We start from the raw sequence: 19,080 nt of genomic DNA on the forward strand, positions 1-19,080 counted from the left end.
CTACGGAGCGTGACGGTACGGGGATTACGACACGTGGTCAAGTGCTAGTTACCTACCTATTACAAAGATCGTGTTCAGCCGGGCGGTTTCGGCTCGCTGACCCGACGGTCAGCGGCCCGCCGAAGCCGGCCCTGTGGCCAGTGGTAACGTGACTAGAGCCCCGGCTCGGGCCTGCTCAGGCAAGCGCCGGAATCCGACGTCCTTTAACGACCCGTCCCGTGAGGCGGGGAAGGGGGTCCGCCGTGGCGTACCCGCAGGCTGCTCAGCCGCAGCCGGTCTCACCACCGTCCGTGAAGGTCATCCTGACCAGTGCCGAACTGGCCCGGGTGGTGGACCGAATCGCACACCAGATCCTGGAGAAGACCCAGGGCGCCGCCGGTACCGTACTGCTCGGTATCCCCACCCGGGGCGCCCCGCTGGCCCGCCGGCTGGCCGCCCGGATCAATGCCTTCGAGGGCATCGACGTACCGGTGGGTGTGCTGGATATCACTCTCTACCGTGACGATCTCCGTCGGCACGCGGTACGCGCGATCGGCCCGACCCAGGTCCCCCCGGAGGGGATCGACGGCAAACGGGTGATCCTGGTCGACGACGTCCTCTTCTCCGGCCGGACCGTCCGGGCCGCCCTGGACGCGCTCAGCGACCTCGGCCGGCCGAGCTCGGTGCAGCTCGCCGTGCTGGTCGACCGGGGCCACCGGGAGTTGCCGATCCGGGCCGACTACGTGGGGAAGAACATCCCGACGGCGCTCGCCGAGAGCGTCAAGGTGACTCTCGCGGAGACCGACGGCGCCGACGAGGTCAAGCTGATCGGAGGGGCCGCATAGTGCTCAAGCACCTACTTTCCGGCGCGGATCTCGACGCGGCCACCGCGACGCTGATCCTGGACACCGCCGCCGAGATGGCGACGGTGGCCGGCCGCGAGGTGAAGAAGCTGCCCGCGCTGCGCGGCCGTACCGTGGTGAACCTCTTCTACGAGGACTCCACCCGGACCCGGATCTCCTTCGAGGCGGCGGCGAAGCGGCTCTCCGCCGATGTGATCAACTTTTCCGCCAAGGGCTCCAGCGTCTCCAAGGGCGAGAGCCTGAAGGACACCGCGCTGACCCTCCAGGCGATGGGCGCCGACGCGGTGGTGATCCGGCACCCCGCCTCCGGGGCGCCGCACCGGCTCGCCAACTGGGTCGAGGGCTCGGTGCTCAACGCCGGGGACGGCACCCACGAGCACCCGACCCAGGCACTGCTGGACGCGTACACGATGCGGTCCCGGCTGGGGCGGGTCGCCGGGCTCTCCGTCGCGGTCGTCGGTGACGTGCTGCACAGCCGGGTCGCCCGCTCCAACGTGCTGCTGCTGGCCACCCTGGGTGCCAAGGTGACCCTGGTCGGCCCGCCGACGTTGATCCCGGTCGACATCGGCACGGCGCTGGCGCCCGGCACCGAGGTGTCGTACGACCTCGACGCCGTGCTGCCCACCTCGGACGTGGTGATGATGCTGCGGGTGCAGCGGGAGCGGATGGCCGACTCCTACTTCCCGTCCGCCCGGGAGTACGCCCGGCGGTACGGGCTCGACGGGCCCCGGATGGCCCGGCTGCCGGACCACGCCATCGTGATGCACCCGGGTCCGATGAACCGCGGGATGGAGATCGCGCCCGAGGTGGCCGACTCGCCCCGCTCCACGATCGTCGAACAGGTCACCAACGGCGTCTCCGTCCGGATGGCCGTCCTGTACCTGCTGCTGGGGGGAATGAAGTGATGACCGAGTACACCGCCGGAGGTGATCCGGAAGCCGCGTACCTGATCCGGGGCGTGCGGGTGGTCGGCGCCGAGCCGACCGACCTGCTGCTCACCGGCGGCGTGGTGGCCGAGATGGGCCGGGGCCTGGCCGCCCGTGGGGCGCGGGTGGTCGACGGTGACGGGCTGGTCGCGCTGCCCGGCCTGGTCGACCTGCACACGCACCTGCGGGAACCGGGCCGGGAGGACGCCGAGACGGTCGAGTCCGGCTCGCGGGCGGCGGCGCTGGGGGGCTACACCGCCGTCTGTGCGATGGCGAACACCTCGCCGGTCGCCGACACCGCCGGGGTGGTCGAGCAGGTCTGGCGGCTCGGCCGCGAGGCCGGACTGGTCGACGTGCAGCCGATCGGCGCCGTCACCGTCGGGCTGGCCGGCCAGCACCTGGCCGAGCTGGGCGCGATGGCCGAGTCGGCCGCGCGGGTGCGGATCTTCTCCGACGACGGGCACTGCGTCGCCGACCCCCGGCTGATGCGCCGGGCCCTGGAGTACGTCAAGGCGTTCGACGGGGTCATCGCGCAGCACGCCGAGGAGCCCCGACTGACCGAGGGCGCCCAGATGCACGAGGGCGAGGTCTCGACCCGGCTCGGCCTGACCGGCTGGCCGGCGGTTGCCGAGGAGGCGATCATCGCCCGGGACGTGCTGCTGGCCGAGCACGTCGGCAGCCGGCTGCACGTCTGCCACCTCTCCACCGCCGGCAGCGTCGAGGTGCTCCGGCACGCCAAGAAGCGCGGGGTACGGGTCACCGCCGAGGTGACCCCGCACCACCTGCTGCTCACTGACGAACGGGCAGCCAGCTACGACCCGGTGTTCAAGGTGAACCCGCCGCTGCGGACCGCCGCCGACGTCACCGCGCTGCGCGAGGCGCTGGTCGAGGGGATCGTCGACATCGTCGCCACCGACCACGCCCCGCACGCGCTGGAGGACAAGGAGTGCGAGTGGGCGTACGCCCGGCCGGGGATGCTCGGGCTGGAGACGGCGCTCTCGGTGCTGCTCGACGTACTCGGCGAACGGTGGGACCTGATCGCCGAGCGGATGTCCCGGACCCCGGCCCGGATCGCCGGGCTGGTCGAGCACGGCCGCGACCCGGCAGTCGGGGTACCGGCCAACCTGACCCTGGTCGATCCGGCGGCCCGCCGCACCATCGACCCGGGTGAGCAGGCCAGCCGCAGCTGGAACACCCCGTACGCCGGACTCACCCTGCCCGGCCGGATCGTCGCGACCTTCCTGCGCGGCGAGCCGACGGTACTGGACGGAAAGGCGGTGCGGTGATGGGTCGGCGGCGACCGGCGATCCTGGTCCTGGAGGACGGCCGGACCTTCCGGGGCGAGGCGTACGGCAGCGTGGGGGAGACCTTCGGCGAGGCGGTCTTCAACACCGGGATGACCGGCTACCAGGAGACCCTGACCGACCCGTCGTACCACCGCCAGGTGGTGGTGCAGACCGCGCCGCACATCGGCAACACCGGGGTGAACCCCGAGGACGACGAGTCGGGCCGGATCTGGGTGGCCGGGTACGTCGTCCGGGACCCCGCCCGGATCGGCTCCAACTGGCGGGCCACCGGCGCCCTGGAGGACCGGCTCGCCACCGAGGGCGTGGTCGGGATCGCCGGGGTGGACACCCGGGCGCTCACCCGGCACCTGCGCGAGCGCGGCGCGATGCGGGTCGGGGTCTCCAGCCTGACCGAGGACCCGGACGAACTGCTGGCCCGGGTCCGCGAGGCACCCCGGATGGAGGGGGCCGACCTCTCCGCCGAGGTGACCACGCCGCGACCGTACGTGGTGCAGGCCGAGGGAGAGCACCGGTTCACGGTCGCCGCGCTCGACCTGGGGATCAAGCGGAACGTGCCGCGCCGGCTCGCCGCGCGCGGGGTCACCACGCACGTGCTGCCGGCCTCGTCCAGCATCGACGACCTGCTGGCCACCGGCGCCGACGCGGTCTTCTTCTCGCCCGGCCCGGGCGACCCGGCCACCGCCGACCATCCGGCCGGGCTGGCCCGCGAGGTGATGCGCCGGCAGGTTCCGCTCTTCGGGATCTGCTTCGGCAGCCAGATCCTCGGCCGGGCGCTCGGCTTCGGCACCTACAAACTGGGGTACGGGCACCGGGGCATCAACCAGCCGGTGCTGGACCAGTCCACCGGCAAGGTCGAGGTGACCAGCCACAACCACGGGTTCGCGGTCGACGCGCCGCTGAACCAGGTGATCGACACCGACTTCGGCGGGGTCGAGGTGAGTCATGTCTGCCTGAACGACAACGTGGTCGAGGGGCTGCGGGCCAAGGACGTACCCGCGTTCACCGTGCAGTACCACCCGGAGGCGGCGGCCGGCCCGCACGACGCGGACTACCTCTTCGACCGTTTCGCGGAACTGATCGAGAAGAAGGGCTCCTGATGCCCAGGCGGACAGACCTCAAGCACGTACTGGTGATCGGCTCCGGGCCGATCGTGATCGGCCAGGCCTGCGAGTTCGACTACTCCGGTACCCAGGCCTGCCGGGTACTGCGCGCCGAGGGGCTGCGGGTCAGCCTGGTCAACTCCAACCCGGCGACCATCATGACCGACCCGGAGTTCGCCGACGCCACCTACGTCGAGCCGATCACCCCGGAATTCGTCGAGCTGGTGATCGCCAAGGAGCGGCCCGACGCGCTGCTGCCCACCCTGGGTGGCCAGACCGCGCTGAACACCGCCGTCGCGCTGCACGAGTCCGGGGTGCTCGCCAAGTACGGCGTCGAGCTGATCGGCGCCGACATCGACGCGATCCGGCGCGGCGAGGACCGGCAGCTCTTCAAGGAGATCGTCGCCAAGGCCGGCGGCGAGACCCCGCGCAGCCGGGTCTGCCACTCGATGGACGAGGTCCGGGCGACCGTCGGTGAACTGGGCCTGCCGGTGGTGATCCGGCCGTCGTTCACGATGGGTGGCCTCGGCTCCGGGATGGCGCACACCGACGAGGACCTGGAACGGATCGCCGGGGCAGGGCTTTCGGCCAGCCCGGTGCACGAGGTACTCATCGAGGAGAGCGTGCTCGGCTGGAAGGAGTACGAACTCGAACTCATGCGGGACCGGCACGACAACGTCGTGGTGGTCTGCTCGATCGAGAACGTCGACCCGATGGGGGTGCACACCGGGGACAGCGTCACCGTCGCACCGGCGATGACCCTGACCGACCGGGAGTACCAGCGGCTGCGTGACCTCGGCATCGCGGTGCTCCGCGAGGTCGGGGTGGACACCGGCGGCTGCAACATCCAGTTCGCGGTCAACCCGCGCGACGGCCGGCTCGTCGTGATCGAGATGAACCCCCGGGTCTCCCGCTCGTCGGCGCTGGCCTCCAAGGCGACCGGCTTCCCGATCGCCAAGATCGCCGCGAAGCTGGCCGTCGGCTACACCCTGGACGAGATCCCGAACGACATCACCCTGAAGACCCCGGCCGCGTTCGAGCCGACCCTCGACTACGTGGTGGTGAAGATCCCCCGGTTCGCCTTCGAGAAGTTCCCGGCGGCGGACAAGGAACTCACCACCACGATGAAGTCGGTCGGCGAGGCGATGAGCCTGGGCCGGAACTTCCCCGAGGCGCTGAACAAGGCGATGCGCTCGATGGAAACCAGGGAGGGCGGCTTCTGGAGCGTGCCGGACCCGGCCGGCGCCACGTGCGAGAACACCCTCGCGGCGCTGGGCACCCCGCACGACGGGCGGCTCTACACCGTCGAGCGGGCGCTGCGGCTCGGCGCCTCGGTGGCGCAGGTGTCGGAGGCGTCCGGCGGGATCGACCCCTGGTTCCTGGACCAGATCGCCGGACTGGTCGAGCTGCGCGCCGAGATCGTCGCCGCGGCCGTACTCGACGAGGAGCTGTTGCGGCGGGCCAAGCGGGCCGGCATCTCGGACCGGCAGCTCGCGGCGCTCCGCCCGGAGCTGGCCGCCGAGGACGGGGTACGGACACTCCGGCACCGGCTCGGGGTACGCCCGGTCTACAAGACCGTGGACACCTGCGCCGCCGAGTTCGCCGCCGGTACTCCGTACCACTACAGCAGCTACGAGGAAGAGACCGAGGTGACCGCCTCGGACCGGCCCAAGGTGCTGATCCTCGGCTCCGGGCCGAACCGGATCGGCCAGGGCATCGAGTTCGACTACTCCTGCGTGCACGCCGTACAGGCGCTGCGGAGCGCGCCGCTGGGCTCAGCCGCTGCGTCCGGTCCCGGTGTCGAAGGCGCCGGCTACGAGACGGTGATGGTCAACTGCAATCCGGAGACCGTCTCCACCGACTACGACACCGCCGACCGGCTCTACTTCGAGCCGCTGACCTTCGAGGACGTGCTGGAGGTCTGGCACTCCGAGGACAGCTCCGGCAGGGCGGCCGGCGGGCCGGGCGTGGTCGGCGTGGTCGTGCAGCTCGGCGGGCAGACCCCGCTGGGCCTGGCGCAGCGGCTCAAGGACGCCGGGGTGCCGATCGTCGGCACCAGCCCGGAGTCGATCCACCTGGCCGAGGAGCGGGGCGCGTTCGGCGCGCTGCTGGACCGGGCCGGGCTGCGCTCCCCGGCGCACGGCACCGCCACCTCCTTCTCCGAGGCCCAGGGCATCGCCGCCGAGATCGGCTATCCGGTGCTGGTCCGGCCCTCGTACGTGCTCGGCGGCCGGGGCATGGAGATCGTCTACGACGACGAGACGCTGCGCGGGTACATCGCCCGGGCCACCGACATCTCGCCGGACCATCCGGTACTGGTCGACCGCTTCCTCGACGACGCGATCGAGATCGACGTGGACGCGCTCTGCGACGCCGACGGCGAGGTCTACGTCGGCGGGGTGATGGAGCACATCGAGGAGGCCGGCATCCACTCCGGCGACTCGGCCTGCGCGCTGCCGCCGATCACCCTGGCCAGCTCGCACCTGGCGGCGGTACGCCACTACACCGTGCAGATCGCCCGGGGGATCGGGGTGCGCGGCCTGCTCAACGTGCAGTACGCGCTCAAGGACGACACCCTCTACGTGCTGGAGGCGAACCCCCGGGCGTCGCGTACCGTGCCGTTCGTCTCCAAGGCGACGGCGGTGCCGCTGGCCAAGGCGGCCGCCCGGATCATGCTCGGCGCCACCATCGCCGAGCTGCGCGCCGAGCGGCTGCTCCCGCCGACCGGCGACGGCACGACGACGCCGGTCGACGCACCGGTGGCGGTGAAGGAGGCGGTGCTGCCGTTCAAGCGGTTCCGCACCCCGACCGGCAAGGGCATCGACTCGCTGCTCGGTCCGGAGATGAAGTCCACCGGCGAGGTGATGGGCATCGACACCGCCTTCGGGCACGCCTTCGCCAAGTCGCAGGCGGCGGCGTACGGCTCGCTGCCGGTCCGGGGGAAGGTCTTCGTCTCGGTGGCCAACCGGGACAAGCGCGGCATGATCTTTCCGGTCAAGCGCCTCGCCGACCTCGGCTTCGAGATCGTCGCCACCACCGGCACCGGTGAGGTGCTGCGCCGGCACGGCATCTCCTGCACGCTGATCCGCAAGCACTACGAGGAGGGCGCCGACTCGCCGGACGCCGTCTCGCTGATCGCGGCCGGCGAGGTGGATCTGGTGATCAACACGCCGCAGGGTTCCGGCGCGAGTGCCCGCTCCGACGGCTACGAGATCCGCAGCGCGGCGGTCGGCGCGGACACCCCGTGCATCACCACCGTGCCCGGCGCGGCGGCGGCGGTGATGGGGATCGAGGCGCTGATCCGCGGCGACATGGCGGTCCGGCCGTTGCAGGAGCTGCACGCGGCGCTGCGGGCCGGCGAGTGAGCGTGCCGACGGCAACGGCGGAGCAGGGGCGGCGCCCGACGGGCGGGGGAGCGGTCTTCGACCGGATCGTCCGGCCGGTGCTGTTCCGGCTCGGCGGCGGTGACGCCGAGACCGCGCACGAGTGGACCCTGCGCCGGCTGGCCGGGCTCTCCCGCAGCCCGGCCGCGCTGGCCGTGCTGCGGGCCCGGTACGCCGTCTCCGCCCCGCGTACCGTCTTCGGGGTCAGGTTCCCCAACCCGGTCGGGCTGGCCGCCGGGATGGACAAGGACGGTGCCGCGCTGCCGGCCTGGCCCGCGCTCGGCTTCGGCTTCGTCGAGGTGGGTACGGTCACCGCGCACCCGCAGCCGGGCAACCCCCGGCCGAGGCTGTTCCGGCTGCCGTCCAGCGCGGCGGTGATCAACCGGATGGGCTTCAACAACGCCGGTGCCGAGGCGCTGGCCGCCCGGCTGGCCGCGCTGCGCCGGCCGCTGGGGGTGCCGCTCGGCATCTCGCTGGGCAAGTCCAAGGTCACCCCGCTGGACGACGCCGTCGCCGACTATCTCGCCTCGTACCGGGCGCTGGCGCCGTACGGCGACTACTTCGCGGTCAACGTCTCCTCACCGAACACGCCGGGGTTGCGGGCGTTGCAGGACCGGGCGCACCTCGACGCGCTGCTGACCGCCCTGGTCGGGGAGAAGCCGGTCCTGGTCAAGATCGCCCCGGACCTGACCGAGCCGGCCATCGCCGAGCTGCTGGCGGTCTGCCTGGACCGGGGCGCCGCCGGGGTGATCGCCACCAACACCACGCTGGGCAGGGACGGGATCGCCCCGTCCGACGCGCACCGGGCCGGTGAGGCGGGCGGGCTCTCCGGGCGGCCGCTGACCGCGCGTACCCGCGAGGTGGTCTCCTTCGTGCGCCGCGAGACCGGCGGGGCGCTGCCGGTGGTCGGGGTCGGCGGCATCCTCGACCCGGCGGACGGCGCCGCGCTGCTGGACGCCGGAGCCAGCCTGGTGCAGCTCTACACCGGCTTCGTCTACGGCGGGCCGGGGTTGGTCCGCGCGGTCGCCCGGGCGAGCCGGCCGTGAGCCTCGGGGAGGCCGCCACAGCGGGACCGGGGGAGCGGCGGTGACCCCGGAGGAGATCGTCACGGCCGACCGGGCACACGTCTGGCACCCGTACGCCCCGATGCCGGCCAGCACCGACCCCTTCGTCGTGCAGAGCGCCGAGGGGGTCCGGCTGCGCCTGGCCGACGGCCGGGAACTCGTCGACGGCATGTCGTCGTGGTGGGCGGCGATCCACGGGTACCGGCATCCGGTGCTGGACGCCGCCGTCACCGACCAGCTCGGCCGGATGAGCCACGTGATGTTCGGCGGGCTGACCCACGAGCCCGCCGTCCGGCTGGCCGGCACCCTGGTCGAGATCACCCCGCCCGGCCTGGAACACGTCTTCCTCTGCGACTCCGGATCGGTCTCGGTCGAGGTGGCGGTCAAGATGGCGTTGCAGTACCAGCGGGGCCGGGGCCGGCCCCAGCGGCACCGGCTGGCCACCTGGCGGGGTGGCTACCACGGGGACACCTTCCATCCGATGAGCGTCTGCGACCCGGTCGGCGGGATGCACTCGCTCTGGACCGGCGTACTGCCCCGGCAGGTCTTCGCCGCCGAGCCGCCGCCCGGCTTCGCCGCCCCGGTCGACCCCGGGTACGCGACCGCGCTCGCCGACGCGCTGCACCGGCATGCCGGCGAACTCGCCGCGGTGATCGTCGAACCGGTGGTGCAGGGGGCCGGGGGGATGCGCTTCCACAACCCGGAGTACCTGCGGCTGCTCCGCGAGGTCTGCACCGCGCACGACATCGTGCTGATCTTCGACGAGATCGCCACCGGCTTCGGCCGGACCGGCGCGCTCTTCGCGGCGGACCACGCGGGGGTGACCCCGGACGTGATGTGTCTGGGCAAGGCGCTCACCGGTGGCTACCTGAGCCTGGCCGCCACGCTCTGCACCCCGGGGGTCGCCGAGGGCATCTCCGCGACCGGGGTACTGGCGCACGGCCCGACCTTCATGGGGAACCCGCTTTCCTGTGCGGTCGCAAACGCCTCTCTCGGGCTGCTGGAGGCCGGAAACTGGGCGGTGGACGTGTCGAGGATCTCCGCGGGGCTCTCGGCCGGCCTGGCGCCGTTACGGGGCGCCGCAGGGGTGGTCGACGTCCGGGTGCTGGGTGCGATCGGCGTGGTGCAACTCGACCACGACGTGAAGATGTCGGCGGCGACCGAGGCCGCGGCGGCGTACGGGGTCTGGCTGCGCCCGTTCCGGGACCTGATCTACACGATGCCGCCGTACGTCACCGGGGAGGACGACCTGGCGCTGATCTGTGCGGCGATCGGCGCGGCCGCCCAGGCCGGCTGACCGGACGAGTCGGGCCGCCGGGCGGGGCGACGCGCGGCGGAGCCGTCCGAAGTCCATCCGCCCGAGGCGGTAGGCGGGCGGGGCGGAACCGGCCGACCGGGGACGTGACAGTTGGTCGCGGCGACATGACAGATGGTCATGGCGCTGGCGGAGAGGAGAGGCGAATGGAGACCTTCGGCAGTCGACTGCACCGGGCGATGGCGGAGCGCGGGCCGCTCTGCGTCGGCATCGATCCCCATCCCGCGCTGCTGAGCCGGTGGGGGCTGCGCGACGATGTCGACGGGCTGGCCCGGTTCGCCGAGACGGTGGTCGAGGCGCTCGGCGACCGGGTCGCGGTGGTCAAGCCGCAGTCGGCGTTTTTCGAGCGGTTCGGCTCGCGCGGGGTCGGCGTACTTGAGTCAATTATCCGACAGTTGCGGGGTGCCGGCGCGCTCGTTCTGCTTGACGTCAAGCGCGGCGACATCGGCTCCACGGTCGCCGCGTACGCCGACGCGTACCTGGATCCATCCAGCCCGATGTATGTCGACGCGGTCACCGCGAGCCCCTTCCTGGGGGTCGGCTCGCTCGCCCCGATGTTCGACACGGCGCGCAAGCACGGCGGCGGCGTCTTCGTGCTGGCGCTCACCTCCAACCCCGAGGGCGCCAGCGTCCAGCGCGCCGTCGGTGCGGACGGGCGCACCGTCGCGCAAACGATCATTGAAGAGATTTCGCAGCTCAATGCGGGTGCGGAGCCGCTGGGCAGCTTCGGGCTGGTGGTCGGCGCCACCATCGGCGAGACCGGACACGACCTCTCCGGAGTGGGCGGACCACTGCTCGCCCCGGGCCTCGGCGCGCAGGGCGGACGCGCCGACGACCTGCGTACGGTCTTCGGCGACGAGCTTCGTCGGGTGCTTCCGTCGTACTCCCGGGAGGTGCTCGGGGCGGGTCCCGAGCCCGCCGCGTTGCGGGCCGCCGCGGAGCGGGCGCTGGCCGATTGCCGGGCCGCGCTGACCGGCGGCGGTCAGTGATCTCACGGTTACGCTGACATGATCATGGCGTGCCCACGTTGCCGAAACCTCCGTTGGCCGCTAGTTTTCCCGGCGCTGGGAACCACATACCCCTTTGGTTGCCAGGCACACCACGTTTCACAGATGCGACGGCGCGTCCCGCCCGTCGCGATAGGGACCTGAGGAGAACTGGTGCCGCTCCCCCAACTGAGCCCCGAACAGCGCGCAGCCGCGCTGGAGAAGGCCGCGGAGATCCGCAAGGCCCGGGCGAAGCTCAAGGAAGAGCTCAAGCAGGGCAAGACCAACCTCGCCGCCGTCCTCGACCGTGCGGAGTCGGACGACGTGGTCGGCAAGCTGAAGGTATCGGCCGTACTTCAGGCCATGCCGGGAATCGGCAAGATCCGGGCCACCCAGATCATGGAGAAGCTCAAGATCGCCGACAGCCGTCGCCTCCGTGGCCTCGGTGAGCAGCAGCGCAAGGCACTGCTTGGAGAATTCTCGGCGAACTAGTTCCACTCGCCGTGTAGAAACAAGCAGTGGGTACGCATGACGATGTCCGCCCAGCGGCTCGTCTCACGGTCCTTGCCGGTCCCTCCGGGGCCGGCAAGGACAGCGTGACGGAACTTGTCCGGTCCCGGTCGCCCCGGTTGTGGCTCCCGGTCCCGGTGACCACCCGCCCCCGTCGGCGGTACGAGATCGACGGGGTGCACTACCGCTTCCTCGACCGGGCCGAATTCGGCCGGCTACTCGACGGCGGGCAGTTGCTGGAGTGGTCGGAGATCGGCGTCCACCGGTACGGCACGCCCCGCGAGCCGGTACGGATCCGGCTGTCGGCCGGCCAACCGGTGCTGCTCCCGATCGACCTGCGCGGCGCGTACCAGGTGCGGGCGGCGATGCCGCAGGCCCGAATGGTCTACCTGGCCCCGACCCGGTCCGACGCCGACACGGCCGGTCGCGAATTCGACGCCACGGTCGTGAACGACGTGCTCGGGCGTGCTGCGGATGAACTGGTAAGCTTGCTCGGTTCGTCCTTTCTGACGCCGACCTGAGGCAACGCCGACGCGGGAAACCGACCCGAGTGCTGCCGACACGGTCGACGCGGATTCGAGGCGGGCACAGACCTGAGCCAACTCCGACCTGACCGCCGCGCCCGGCGGTCGAGAAGACACCGAGGTTTATCCCCGTGGGATCCATCGCCAGTCCCGAAGGCATCACCAACCCGCCGATCGACGAGCTGCTTGAGAAGACCACCTCGAAGTACGCCCTGGTGATCTTCGCCGCCAAGCGCGCCCGCCAGGTGAACGCCTACTACAGCCAGCTCGGCGAGGGCCTGCTGGAGTACGTCGGCCCGCTGGTGGAGACCACCCCGCAGGAGAAGCCGCTCTCGATCGCGATGCGGGAGATCAACGCCGGTCTGCTCACCGCCGAGCCGACCGACCAGCCGTAGGGTCGTCCGGGCGTCGGCGATGACCGCGGTCGTTCTCGGGGTGGGCGGTGGCATCGCCGCCTACAAGGCCTGTGAGCTGCTTCGGCTCTTCACCGAGTCGGGGCACCGGGTCCGGGTCGTGCCGACCGCCTCCGCGCTGCGCTTCGTCGGCGCGCCGACCTGGGCGGCGTTGAGCGGCCAGCCGGTCGCCGACGACGTCTGGGCCGACGTGCACGAGGTGCCGCACGTCCGCCTCGGCCAGGCCGCCGACCTGGTGGTCGTCGCCCCGGCAACGGCCGACCTGCTGGCCAAGGCCGCGCACGGTCTCGCCGACGACCTGCTCACCAACACCCTGCTGACCGCCCGCTGCCCGGTGGTGGTCGCCCCGGCGATGCACACCGAGATGTGGGAACACCCGGCGACGGTGCAGAACGTCGTGACGCTGCGTCGCCGCGGCGTCCTGGTGATCGAGCCGGCGAGCGGCCGGCTGACCGGCGTCGACACCGGCAAGGGCCGGCTGCCCGACCCGGCCGAGATCTTCGCGCTGTCCCGCCGGGTGCTCGCCCGCGGCGTCGCGGAGCCCCGGGACCTGGCCGGCCGCCGGGTGGTGGTCACCGCCGGTGGCACCCGCGAGCCGCTGGACCCGGTGCGGTTCCTCGGCAACCGGTCGTCGGGGAAGCAGGGCTACGCCTTCGCCCGGACGGCGGTGGCCCGGGGCGCCCAGGTGACGGTGGTCGCCGCGAACGTAGCGCTGCCGGACCCGGCCGGGGCGGACGTGGTCCGGGTCTCCACGACCGAGGAGCTGCGCAAGGCCACCCTGGAGGCGGCCGAGACGGCCGACGCGGTGGTGATGGCGGCGGCACCGGCGGACTTCCGGCCGGCGACGTACGCGCCCAACAAGATCAAGAAGTCGGACCGGGGCGACGCGCTCACCGTCGAGTTGGTGGCCAATCCCGACATCGCGGCCGAGCTGGGCCAGCGCCGGCGGCCGGAGCAGGTGCTGGTCGCCTTCGCCGCCGAGACCAGCGACGCGGAGGCGAACGCCCGGGCCAAGCTGAGCCGCAAGCGCGCCGACCTGATCGTGGTCAACGAGGTCGGCCCAGACAAGGTGTTCGGTGCCGACCACAACACCGCCGTCGTGCTCGGTGCTGACGGTTCGACGACAGCGTTTCCCGAGCAATCCAAGGAAGATCTCGCCGACGGCGTCTGGGATCTGGTAGTAACGCGCTTAACCGGGCTGTCATGACCGGGTAGCACGCTTACCGGGCACGGTCAGGGGACCAGGCGGCCGTGACTACACTGCCGCGTTAACTGAATTCGAGATCTTTAGGAGCACCGTGGTACGTCGCTTGTTCACCTCGGAGTCGGTCACGGAAGGCCACCCGGACAAGATCGCTGACCAGATCAGCGACGGCATCCTCGACGCGCTGCTGGACCAGGATCCGCGTAGCCGGGTCGCGGTCGAAACTCTCATCACGACCGGCCAGGTGCACGTCGCGGGCGAGGTGACCACGAAGGCGTACGCCGACATTCCGGCGATCGTCCGCGAGACGATCCTCGGCATCGGCTACGACTCGTCGAAGAAGGGCTTCGACGGCGCCTCCTGCGGCGTCAGCGTGTCGATCGGCTCGCAGTCGCCGGACATCGCCCAGGGTGTGGACAGCGCCATCGAGCTGCGCTCCGGCTCGTCGGAGAGCGCGCTGGACGCCCAGGGCGCCGGTGACCAGGGCATGATGTTCGGCTTCGCCTGCTCGGAGACGCCCGAGCTGATGCCGCTGCCGATCGCCCTGGCGCACCGGCTGGCCCGGCGGCTCTCCGCCACCCGCAAGGACGGGACCATCCCGTACCTGCGGCCGGACGGCAAGACCCAGGTCACGATCGAATACGACGGGCTGCGCCCCGTCCGGCTCGACACGGTCGTCGTCTCCAGCCAGCACGCCGCCGACATCTCGCTGGAGTCGCTGCTCACCCCGGACATCCGCGAGCACGTCATCGCCCCGGAGCTGGAGGAGCTGGGCCTCGACATCGACGGCTACCGGCTGCTGGTCAACCCGACCGGCCGGTTCGAGATCGGCGGGCCGATGGGCGACGCCGGGCTGACCGGCCGCAAGATCATCGTCGACACCTACGGCGGGTACGCCCGGCACGGCGGTGGGGCGTTCTCCGGCAAGGACCCGTCCAAGGTCGACCGCTCGGCCGCGTACGCGACCCGCTGGGTGGCGAAGAACGTGGTGGCCGCCGGGCTGGCCGAGCGCTGCGAGGTCCAGGTCGCGTACGCGATCGGCAAGGCGCACCCGGTGAGCCTCTTCATCGAGACCTTCGGCACCGAGAACGTGCCGGTGGACCGGATCGAGCGGGCGGTCGGCGAGGTCTTCGACCTCCGGCCGGCAGCCATCATCCGGGACCTGCACCTGCTCCGCCCGATCTACCGGCAGACCGCCGCCTACGGTCACTTCGGCCGTGAGCTGCCCGACCTGACCTGGGAGAACACGGACCGCGCCGCCGACCTCAAGTCGGCCGCGGGAGCCTGACCACCAGCAAGCGCAGCGACCGGCAGCCCGCACCTGGGCTGCCGGTCGCTCGCGTCTGCGTGGACGTGCCACTGGCCCACCTGGACCGGCCCTTCGACTACCTGGTCCCGGCCGACCTCGCCGACCAGGCCCGGCCGGGCACCCGGGTGCGGGTGCGGTTCGCCGGCCAGCTCGTCGACGGCTGGTTGCTGGACCGGGCCGAACTCTCCGCCCACGAGGGCCGGCTGAGTTACCTGGAGCGGGTCGTCTCGCCGGAGCCGGTGCTGACCCCGGAGATCGCCCGGCTGGCCCGGGCGGTCGCCGACCGGTACGCCGGCAACCTCGCCGACGTGCTGCGGCTGGCCGTCCCGCCCCGGCACGCCCGGGTCGAGCGCGAGGCCGCCCCGCCCACCGCGCCGCCCCCGTCGACCGGCCCCCATGCCACGCCGGAACCGGCACCGGCGGTGGACGACACCGGGCCGGAACCCGTGGCGGCGGTACCGGCCGGAGCGGTTCCGGAGGGTCCCGACGAACCGGCCGGAGCGGTTCCGGACGGTGTCGGTGGACTGGCCGGATCGACTCCGGACGGGGCCGAGGGGCTGGTCGGCGCCGACGGGCCCGTCGAGGCGGGCTGGCGGGACTATCCGGCCGGACCCGGGTTCCTGCGGGCCCTGGCCGACGGTCGGGCGCCCCGGGCGGTCTGGTCGGCGCTGCCCGGCGAGGACTGGGCGACCCGGTTCGCGGAGGCGGCGGCGGCCACCGTACGCGGCGGCCGGGGCGTGGTGGCGGTGGTGGCCGACGCCCGCGACCTGGAACGACTCGACGCCGCGCTGACCGGGCTGCTCGGCGCCGGGCGGCACGTGGCGCTCTCCGCGGCGCTCGGGCCGGCGCGGCGGTACCGGGCCTTCCTCGCCGCCTGCCGGGGTCGGGTGCCGGTGGTGATCGGCACCCGGGCGGCGATGTTCGCCCCGGTCGCCGACCTCGGACTGGTGGCGATCTGGGACGACGGCGACGACCTGCACGCCGAGCCCCGGGCGCCGTACCCGCACGCCCGGGAGGTACTGCTCACCCGGGCGCGGCTCGGCGACGCCGCGGTGCTGGTCGGCGGGTACGCCCGCACCGCCGAGTCGCGGCTGCTGGTCGAGACCGGCTGGGCGCGGGAGATCGTGGCGGACCGGTCGACGCTGCGGTCGCGTACCCCGAGGATCACCCCGACCGGCGACGACCCGCAGTTGGCCCGTGATCCCGGCGCGGCCTCGGCCCGGCTGCCGAGCCTGGCCTGGGACGCGGCCCGGGCGGCGTTGCAGGCCGACAGGCCGGTACTCGTCCAGGTGCCCCGGCGGGGCTACCTGCCGGCGGTGGCCTGCGCGCAGTGCCGGGCGCCGGCCCGCTGCCCGCACTGCTCCGGTCCACTCGCCCTGCGCTCGGCCGGCGCCCCTCCGGCCTGCCGGTGGTGCGCCCGGGTGACCGCCGGATACGCCTGCCCACAGTGCGGCGGGCACCGGCTCCGGGCGGCGGTGGTGGGTGCCCGGCGTACCGCCGAGGAGCTGGGCCGGGCGTTTCCGGGCGTGCCGGTGCGGACCTCGGGGCGGGAGGAGGTGCTGCGTTCCGTGCCCGGCGACGCGGGCCTGGTGATCGCGACGCCCGGTGCCGAGCCGGTGGCCGACGGCGGCTACGGCGCGGTGCTGCTGCTGGACTCCTGGGCGCTGCTGACCCGGGCGGACCTGCGGGCCGGGGAGGAGGCGCTGCGGCGCTGGCTGGCGGCGGCGGCGCTGGCCCGGCCCGGTGCCGCCGGCGGCCGGGTGGTGGTGGTCGCGGACGGGTCGCTGGCGCCGGTGCAGGCGCTGCTGCGCTGGGATCCGGGCTGGTTCGCCGGCCGGGAGCTGGCCGAGCGGCGGGAGCTGGGCTTCCCGCCGGCCGCCCGGATGGCCAGCCTGACCGGGGTGGCGGCGGCGGTGGCGGAACTGCTCGACGAGGCCCGGCTGCCGCCGGCCGCCGAGGTGCTCGGTCCGGTGCCGGCCCCGGAGGGACAGGAGCGGATGCTGATCCGGGTGCCCCGGTCCCAGGCCGCCGCGCTGGCCGCCGCCCTGCACGAGGCGGCCGCGCTCCGCACGGCCCGCAAGGCCGGCCAGCCGGTCCGGGTCCAGGTCGACCCGCAGGACATCTTCTGACGGGTACCGATTGACGACGGTGGAATCGATCGACGCCTTCTGACCGGGTACCGACCGAGAAGCCGACACGGAGGGTTGTTTCGACTACGGTCCGCAGTGGGTATCCGTAGGGGGCGCACTCAGAGTCCGACCTGTGGTCGGAGATCCGGGTGATACCATCGCCCCTCATGCTCCACGCGAGAGGCGTGACGGAGAGTGACCGCGCCGGTTCGGCGTTCAACTATTGATCTTGAATAACCTGGGATCAGGGGTGGGTAGGTCGTGACCGGTCGGCAGTCGATCGTCCTGAACGGTGACCTTGGCAGCGGTAAGAGCACCGTCTCCATCGAGCTGGCCAAACGACTCGGTCTGCGCCGGGTCAGCGTCGGCGACCTCTATCGGGAGATGGCCCAGCAGCGGAAGATGACCGCGCTCCAGCTCAACCTGCACGCCGAGCTGGACCAGGCGGTCGACGGCTACGTCGACCAGCTCCAGCAGGACATCGCCGACTCCGGTGAGCAGTTGATCGTCGACAGCCGGCTCGCCTGGCACTTTTTCAAGGACGCGCTCAAGATCCATATGATCACCGAGCCGACCGAGGCGGCCCGCCGGGTGCTCGCCCGGCCGTCCGGGCCGGCGGAGAGCTACACCTCGATCGAGGAGGCCCGGGCCAAGCTGCACGAACGCAGCGAGAGCGAGCGGAACCGCTTCCTGGTCCGGTACGGCGTCGACAAGGCGAAGCTGCGCAACTACGACCTGATCTGCGACACCACCAAGGCGTCGGCGGACGAGGTGGTCGAGCACGTCATCGCCGCCTACGAGGGCTCCTTCGGCCAGCAGATCCTTCGGGAGTCCCCGCCGCTGCTGCTGCTCGACCCGGCCCGGATCTACCCCACCCAGGAGATCCAGGGGCTGCGCGGCCTCTGGGAGACGGACTTCGTCGCCCAGGTCGGACAGGCGGGCGAGGAGGCGCTGGAGCCGCTGCGGATCGGCTACACCGGCGAGAAGTTCTTCGTGGTCGACGGCCACCGCCGGCTCAGTGCGGCGCTGCGCAACGGCTTCAAGCTGGTGCCGGGGCAACTCGTCGCCGAGTGCGACGAGCACGTGGTCGGCGGGCTCAGCGCGATCGAGTACTTCCGGGCCGAGGTCGGGCTGAGCGTGATCTACGACTGGGACGCCGCGCACGGCACCCAGCTTCCGCTCCCCGAGCACATCCTCGAGCGCACCGACACCGTACTGGCCGGCGAGCCGGGCACCCAACCCTGATCCGTCGCCCGCCCCTCGGCACCGTCCCGTCCCACCGGGCGGCCCGCCCCGCGCCGTGACCGACGTCACGACCGGCTCGCGCCGAACCTGCGGTCGTACTCTCCGGCTCCGGCGGGGGGCCGGCGCACCGGTCGTCCCCCTGGTCCGCCCGTAGACTGGGTACGGCACCACCGATCCCATCCGTGAAGGAGCCGTCCCGCGTGACCGTCCAGCCCATCCGTCTCTTCGGGGACCCGGTGCTGCGCACCCCGGCCGAACCGGTCGTCGACTTCGACGCCGAGCTGCGCAAACTGGTCGCCGACCTGACCGACACGATGCGGGAGCAGAACGGCGCCGGCCTGGCCGCGCCGCAGCTCGGCGTGGGCCTGCGGGTGTTCGCCTTCGACGTCGACGACGTGCTCGGACACCTGGTCAACCCGGTACTGGAGTTCCCGGACGAAGACGAGCAGGACGGCCCGGAGGGCTGCCTCTCCATCCCCGGGCTCTACTTCGACACCAAGCGCCGGCTCAACGTGGTCGCCAAGGGCTTCAACGAGTACGGCGACCCGATGCAGATCGTCGGCACCGGCCTGATGGCCCGGTGTGTGCAGCACGAGACCGACCACCTCGACGGAGTGCTCTTCCTCGACCGCCTCGACGCCGAGGGGCGCAAGGAGGCGATGAAGGCGATCCGGCAGGCGGACTGGTACGACCAGGACGCCCCGCCGGTGATCAAGGTCAGCCCGCACGACCCGCCGGCCAACCGGCGCCAGGGCCTCGCCGCCAAGCTGGGGCTGGGCGGCTCGGAGCGCTCCGCCAGCCCGTTCGGCCTGGGTCGGTGACC

General features: G+C 72.4%; 16 protein-coding genes. All 16 read left to right on the forward strand.

Annotated elements, in window-relative coordinates:
• The first annotated feature begins 242 nt into the window (after nucleotides 1-242).
• The 16 genes from pyrR to def all read left to right on the forward strand — a co-directional run bounded on the left by pyrR (nucleotide 243) and on the right by def (nucleotide 19,078).
• Nucleotides 243-824, forward strand: coding sequence for a bifunctional pyr operon transcriptional regulator/uracil phosphoribosyltransferase PyrR (gene pyrR, locus V1634_RS25530; RefSeq protein ID WP_331210425.1), 582 nt, complete (start codon nucleotides 243-245; stop codon nucleotides 822-824).
• Complete coding sequence (locus V1634_RS25535) at nucleotides 824-1,747, forward strand: aspartate carbamoyltransferase catalytic subunit (RefSeq protein WP_331210426.1); 924 nt, start codon at nucleotides 824-826, stop codon at nucleotides 1,745-1,747. Before pyrR ends, V1634_RS25535 begins: the two co-directional genes overlap by 1 nt.
• Nucleotides 1,747-3,054: a dihydroorotase gene (locus V1634_RS25540; protein ID WP_331210427.1), complete on the forward strand. Its 1,308-nt coding sequence runs from the start codon at nucleotides 1,747-1,749 to the stop codon at nucleotides 3,052-3,054. Before V1634_RS25535 ends, V1634_RS25540 begins: the two co-directional genes overlap by 1 nt.
• Nucleotides 3,054-4,172: a glutamine-hydrolyzing carbamoyl-phosphate synthase small subunit gene (carA, locus tag V1634_RS25545; RefSeq protein WP_331210428.1), complete on the forward strand. Its 1,119-nt coding sequence runs from the start codon at nucleotides 3,054-3,056 to the stop codon at nucleotides 4,170-4,172. Before V1634_RS25540 ends, carA begins: the two co-directional genes overlap by 1 nt.
• Nucleotides 4,172-7,540, forward strand: coding sequence for a carbamoyl-phosphate synthase large subunit (gene carB, locus V1634_RS25550; protein WP_331210429.1), 3,369 nt, complete (start codon nucleotides 4,172-4,174; stop codon nucleotides 7,538-7,540). Before carA ends, carB begins: the two co-directional genes overlap by 1 nt.
• A gap of 2 nt (nucleotides 7,541-7,542) precedes the next feature.
• Nucleotides 7,543-8,604, forward strand: coding sequence for a quinone-dependent dihydroorotate dehydrogenase (locus V1634_RS25555; protein ID WP_331210430.1), 1,062 nt, complete (start codon nucleotides 7,543-7,545; stop codon nucleotides 8,602-8,604).
• Between the two features lie 40 nt (nucleotides 8,605-8,644).
• Complete coding sequence (locus V1634_RS25560) at nucleotides 8,645-9,919, forward strand: adenosylmethionine--8-amino-7-oxononanoate transaminase (protein WP_331210431.1); 1,275 nt, start codon at nucleotides 8,645-8,647, stop codon at nucleotides 9,917-9,919.
• Between the two features lie 164 nt (nucleotides 9,920-10,083).
• On the forward strand, nucleotides 10,084-10,926 hold the full coding sequence (pyrF, locus tag V1634_RS25565; protein WP_331210432.1) for an orotidine-5'-phosphate decarboxylase: 843 nt from the start codon (nucleotides 10,084-10,086) through the stop codon (nucleotides 10,924-10,926).
• Between the two features lie 171 nt (nucleotides 10,927-11,097).
• Nucleotides 11,098-11,415, forward strand: a complete 318-nt coding sequence (mihF, locus tag V1634_RS25570) for an integration host factor, actinobacterial type (protein WP_101366727.1) — start codon at nucleotides 11,098-11,100, stop codon at nucleotides 11,413-11,415.
• A gap of 26 nt (nucleotides 11,416-11,441) precedes the next feature.
• Nucleotides 11,442-11,954 carry a nucleoside/nucleotide kinase family protein gene (locus V1634_RS25575; RefSeq protein WP_331210433.1) on the forward strand — a complete coding sequence of 171 codons (513 nt, stop codon included), beginning with the start codon at nucleotides 11,442-11,444 and terminating at the stop codon, nucleotides 11,952-11,954.
• Between the two features lie 134 nt (nucleotides 11,955-12,088).
• Nucleotides 12,089-12,352 carry a DNA-directed RNA polymerase subunit omega gene (gene rpoZ / locus V1634_RS25580; protein WP_101366725.1) on the forward strand — a complete coding sequence of 88 codons (264 nt, stop codon included), beginning with the start codon at nucleotides 12,089-12,091 and terminating at the stop codon, nucleotides 12,350-12,352.
• 19 nt (nucleotides 12,353-12,371) lie between these two features.
• Entirely contained in the window at nucleotides 12,372-13,577 is a 1,206-nt protein-coding gene (gene coaBC / locus V1634_RS25585) for a bifunctional phosphopantothenoylcysteine decarboxylase/phosphopantothenate--cysteine ligase CoaBC (protein WP_331210434.1), read from the forward strand.
• Between the two features lie 91 nt (nucleotides 13,578-13,668).
• Nucleotides 13,669-14,862 carry a methionine adenosyltransferase gene (metK, locus tag V1634_RS25590; RefSeq protein ID WP_107262802.1) on the forward strand — a complete coding sequence of 398 codons (1,194 nt, stop codon included), beginning with the start codon at nucleotides 13,669-13,671 and terminating at the stop codon, nucleotides 14,860-14,862.
• A 59-nt stretch (nucleotides 14,863-14,921) separates the two neighbouring features.
• Entirely contained in the window at nucleotides 14,922-17,012 is a 2,091-nt protein-coding gene (locus tag V1634_RS25595) for a primosomal protein N' (protein WP_331210435.1), read from the forward strand.
• Between the two features lie 261 nt (nucleotides 17,013-17,273).
• Nucleotides 17,274-18,257, forward strand: coding sequence for an AAA family ATPase (locus V1634_RS25600; RefSeq protein ID WP_331210436.1), 984 nt, complete (start codon nucleotides 17,274-17,276; stop codon nucleotides 18,255-18,257).
• A 200-nt stretch (nucleotides 18,258-18,457) separates the two neighbouring features.
• On the forward strand, nucleotides 18,458-19,078 hold the full coding sequence (gene def, locus V1634_RS25605) for a peptide deformylase (protein WP_407951853.1): 621 nt from the start codon (nucleotides 18,458-18,460) through the stop codon (nucleotides 19,076-19,078).
• The last annotated feature ends 2 nt before the right edge of the window (nucleotides 19,079-19,080 follow it).

This window comes from Plantactinospora veratri (assembly GCF_036421995.1).
Taxonomy (GTDB): Bacteria; Actinomycetota; Actinomycetes; order Mycobacteriales; family Micromonosporaceae; genus Plantactinospora; species Plantactinospora veratri.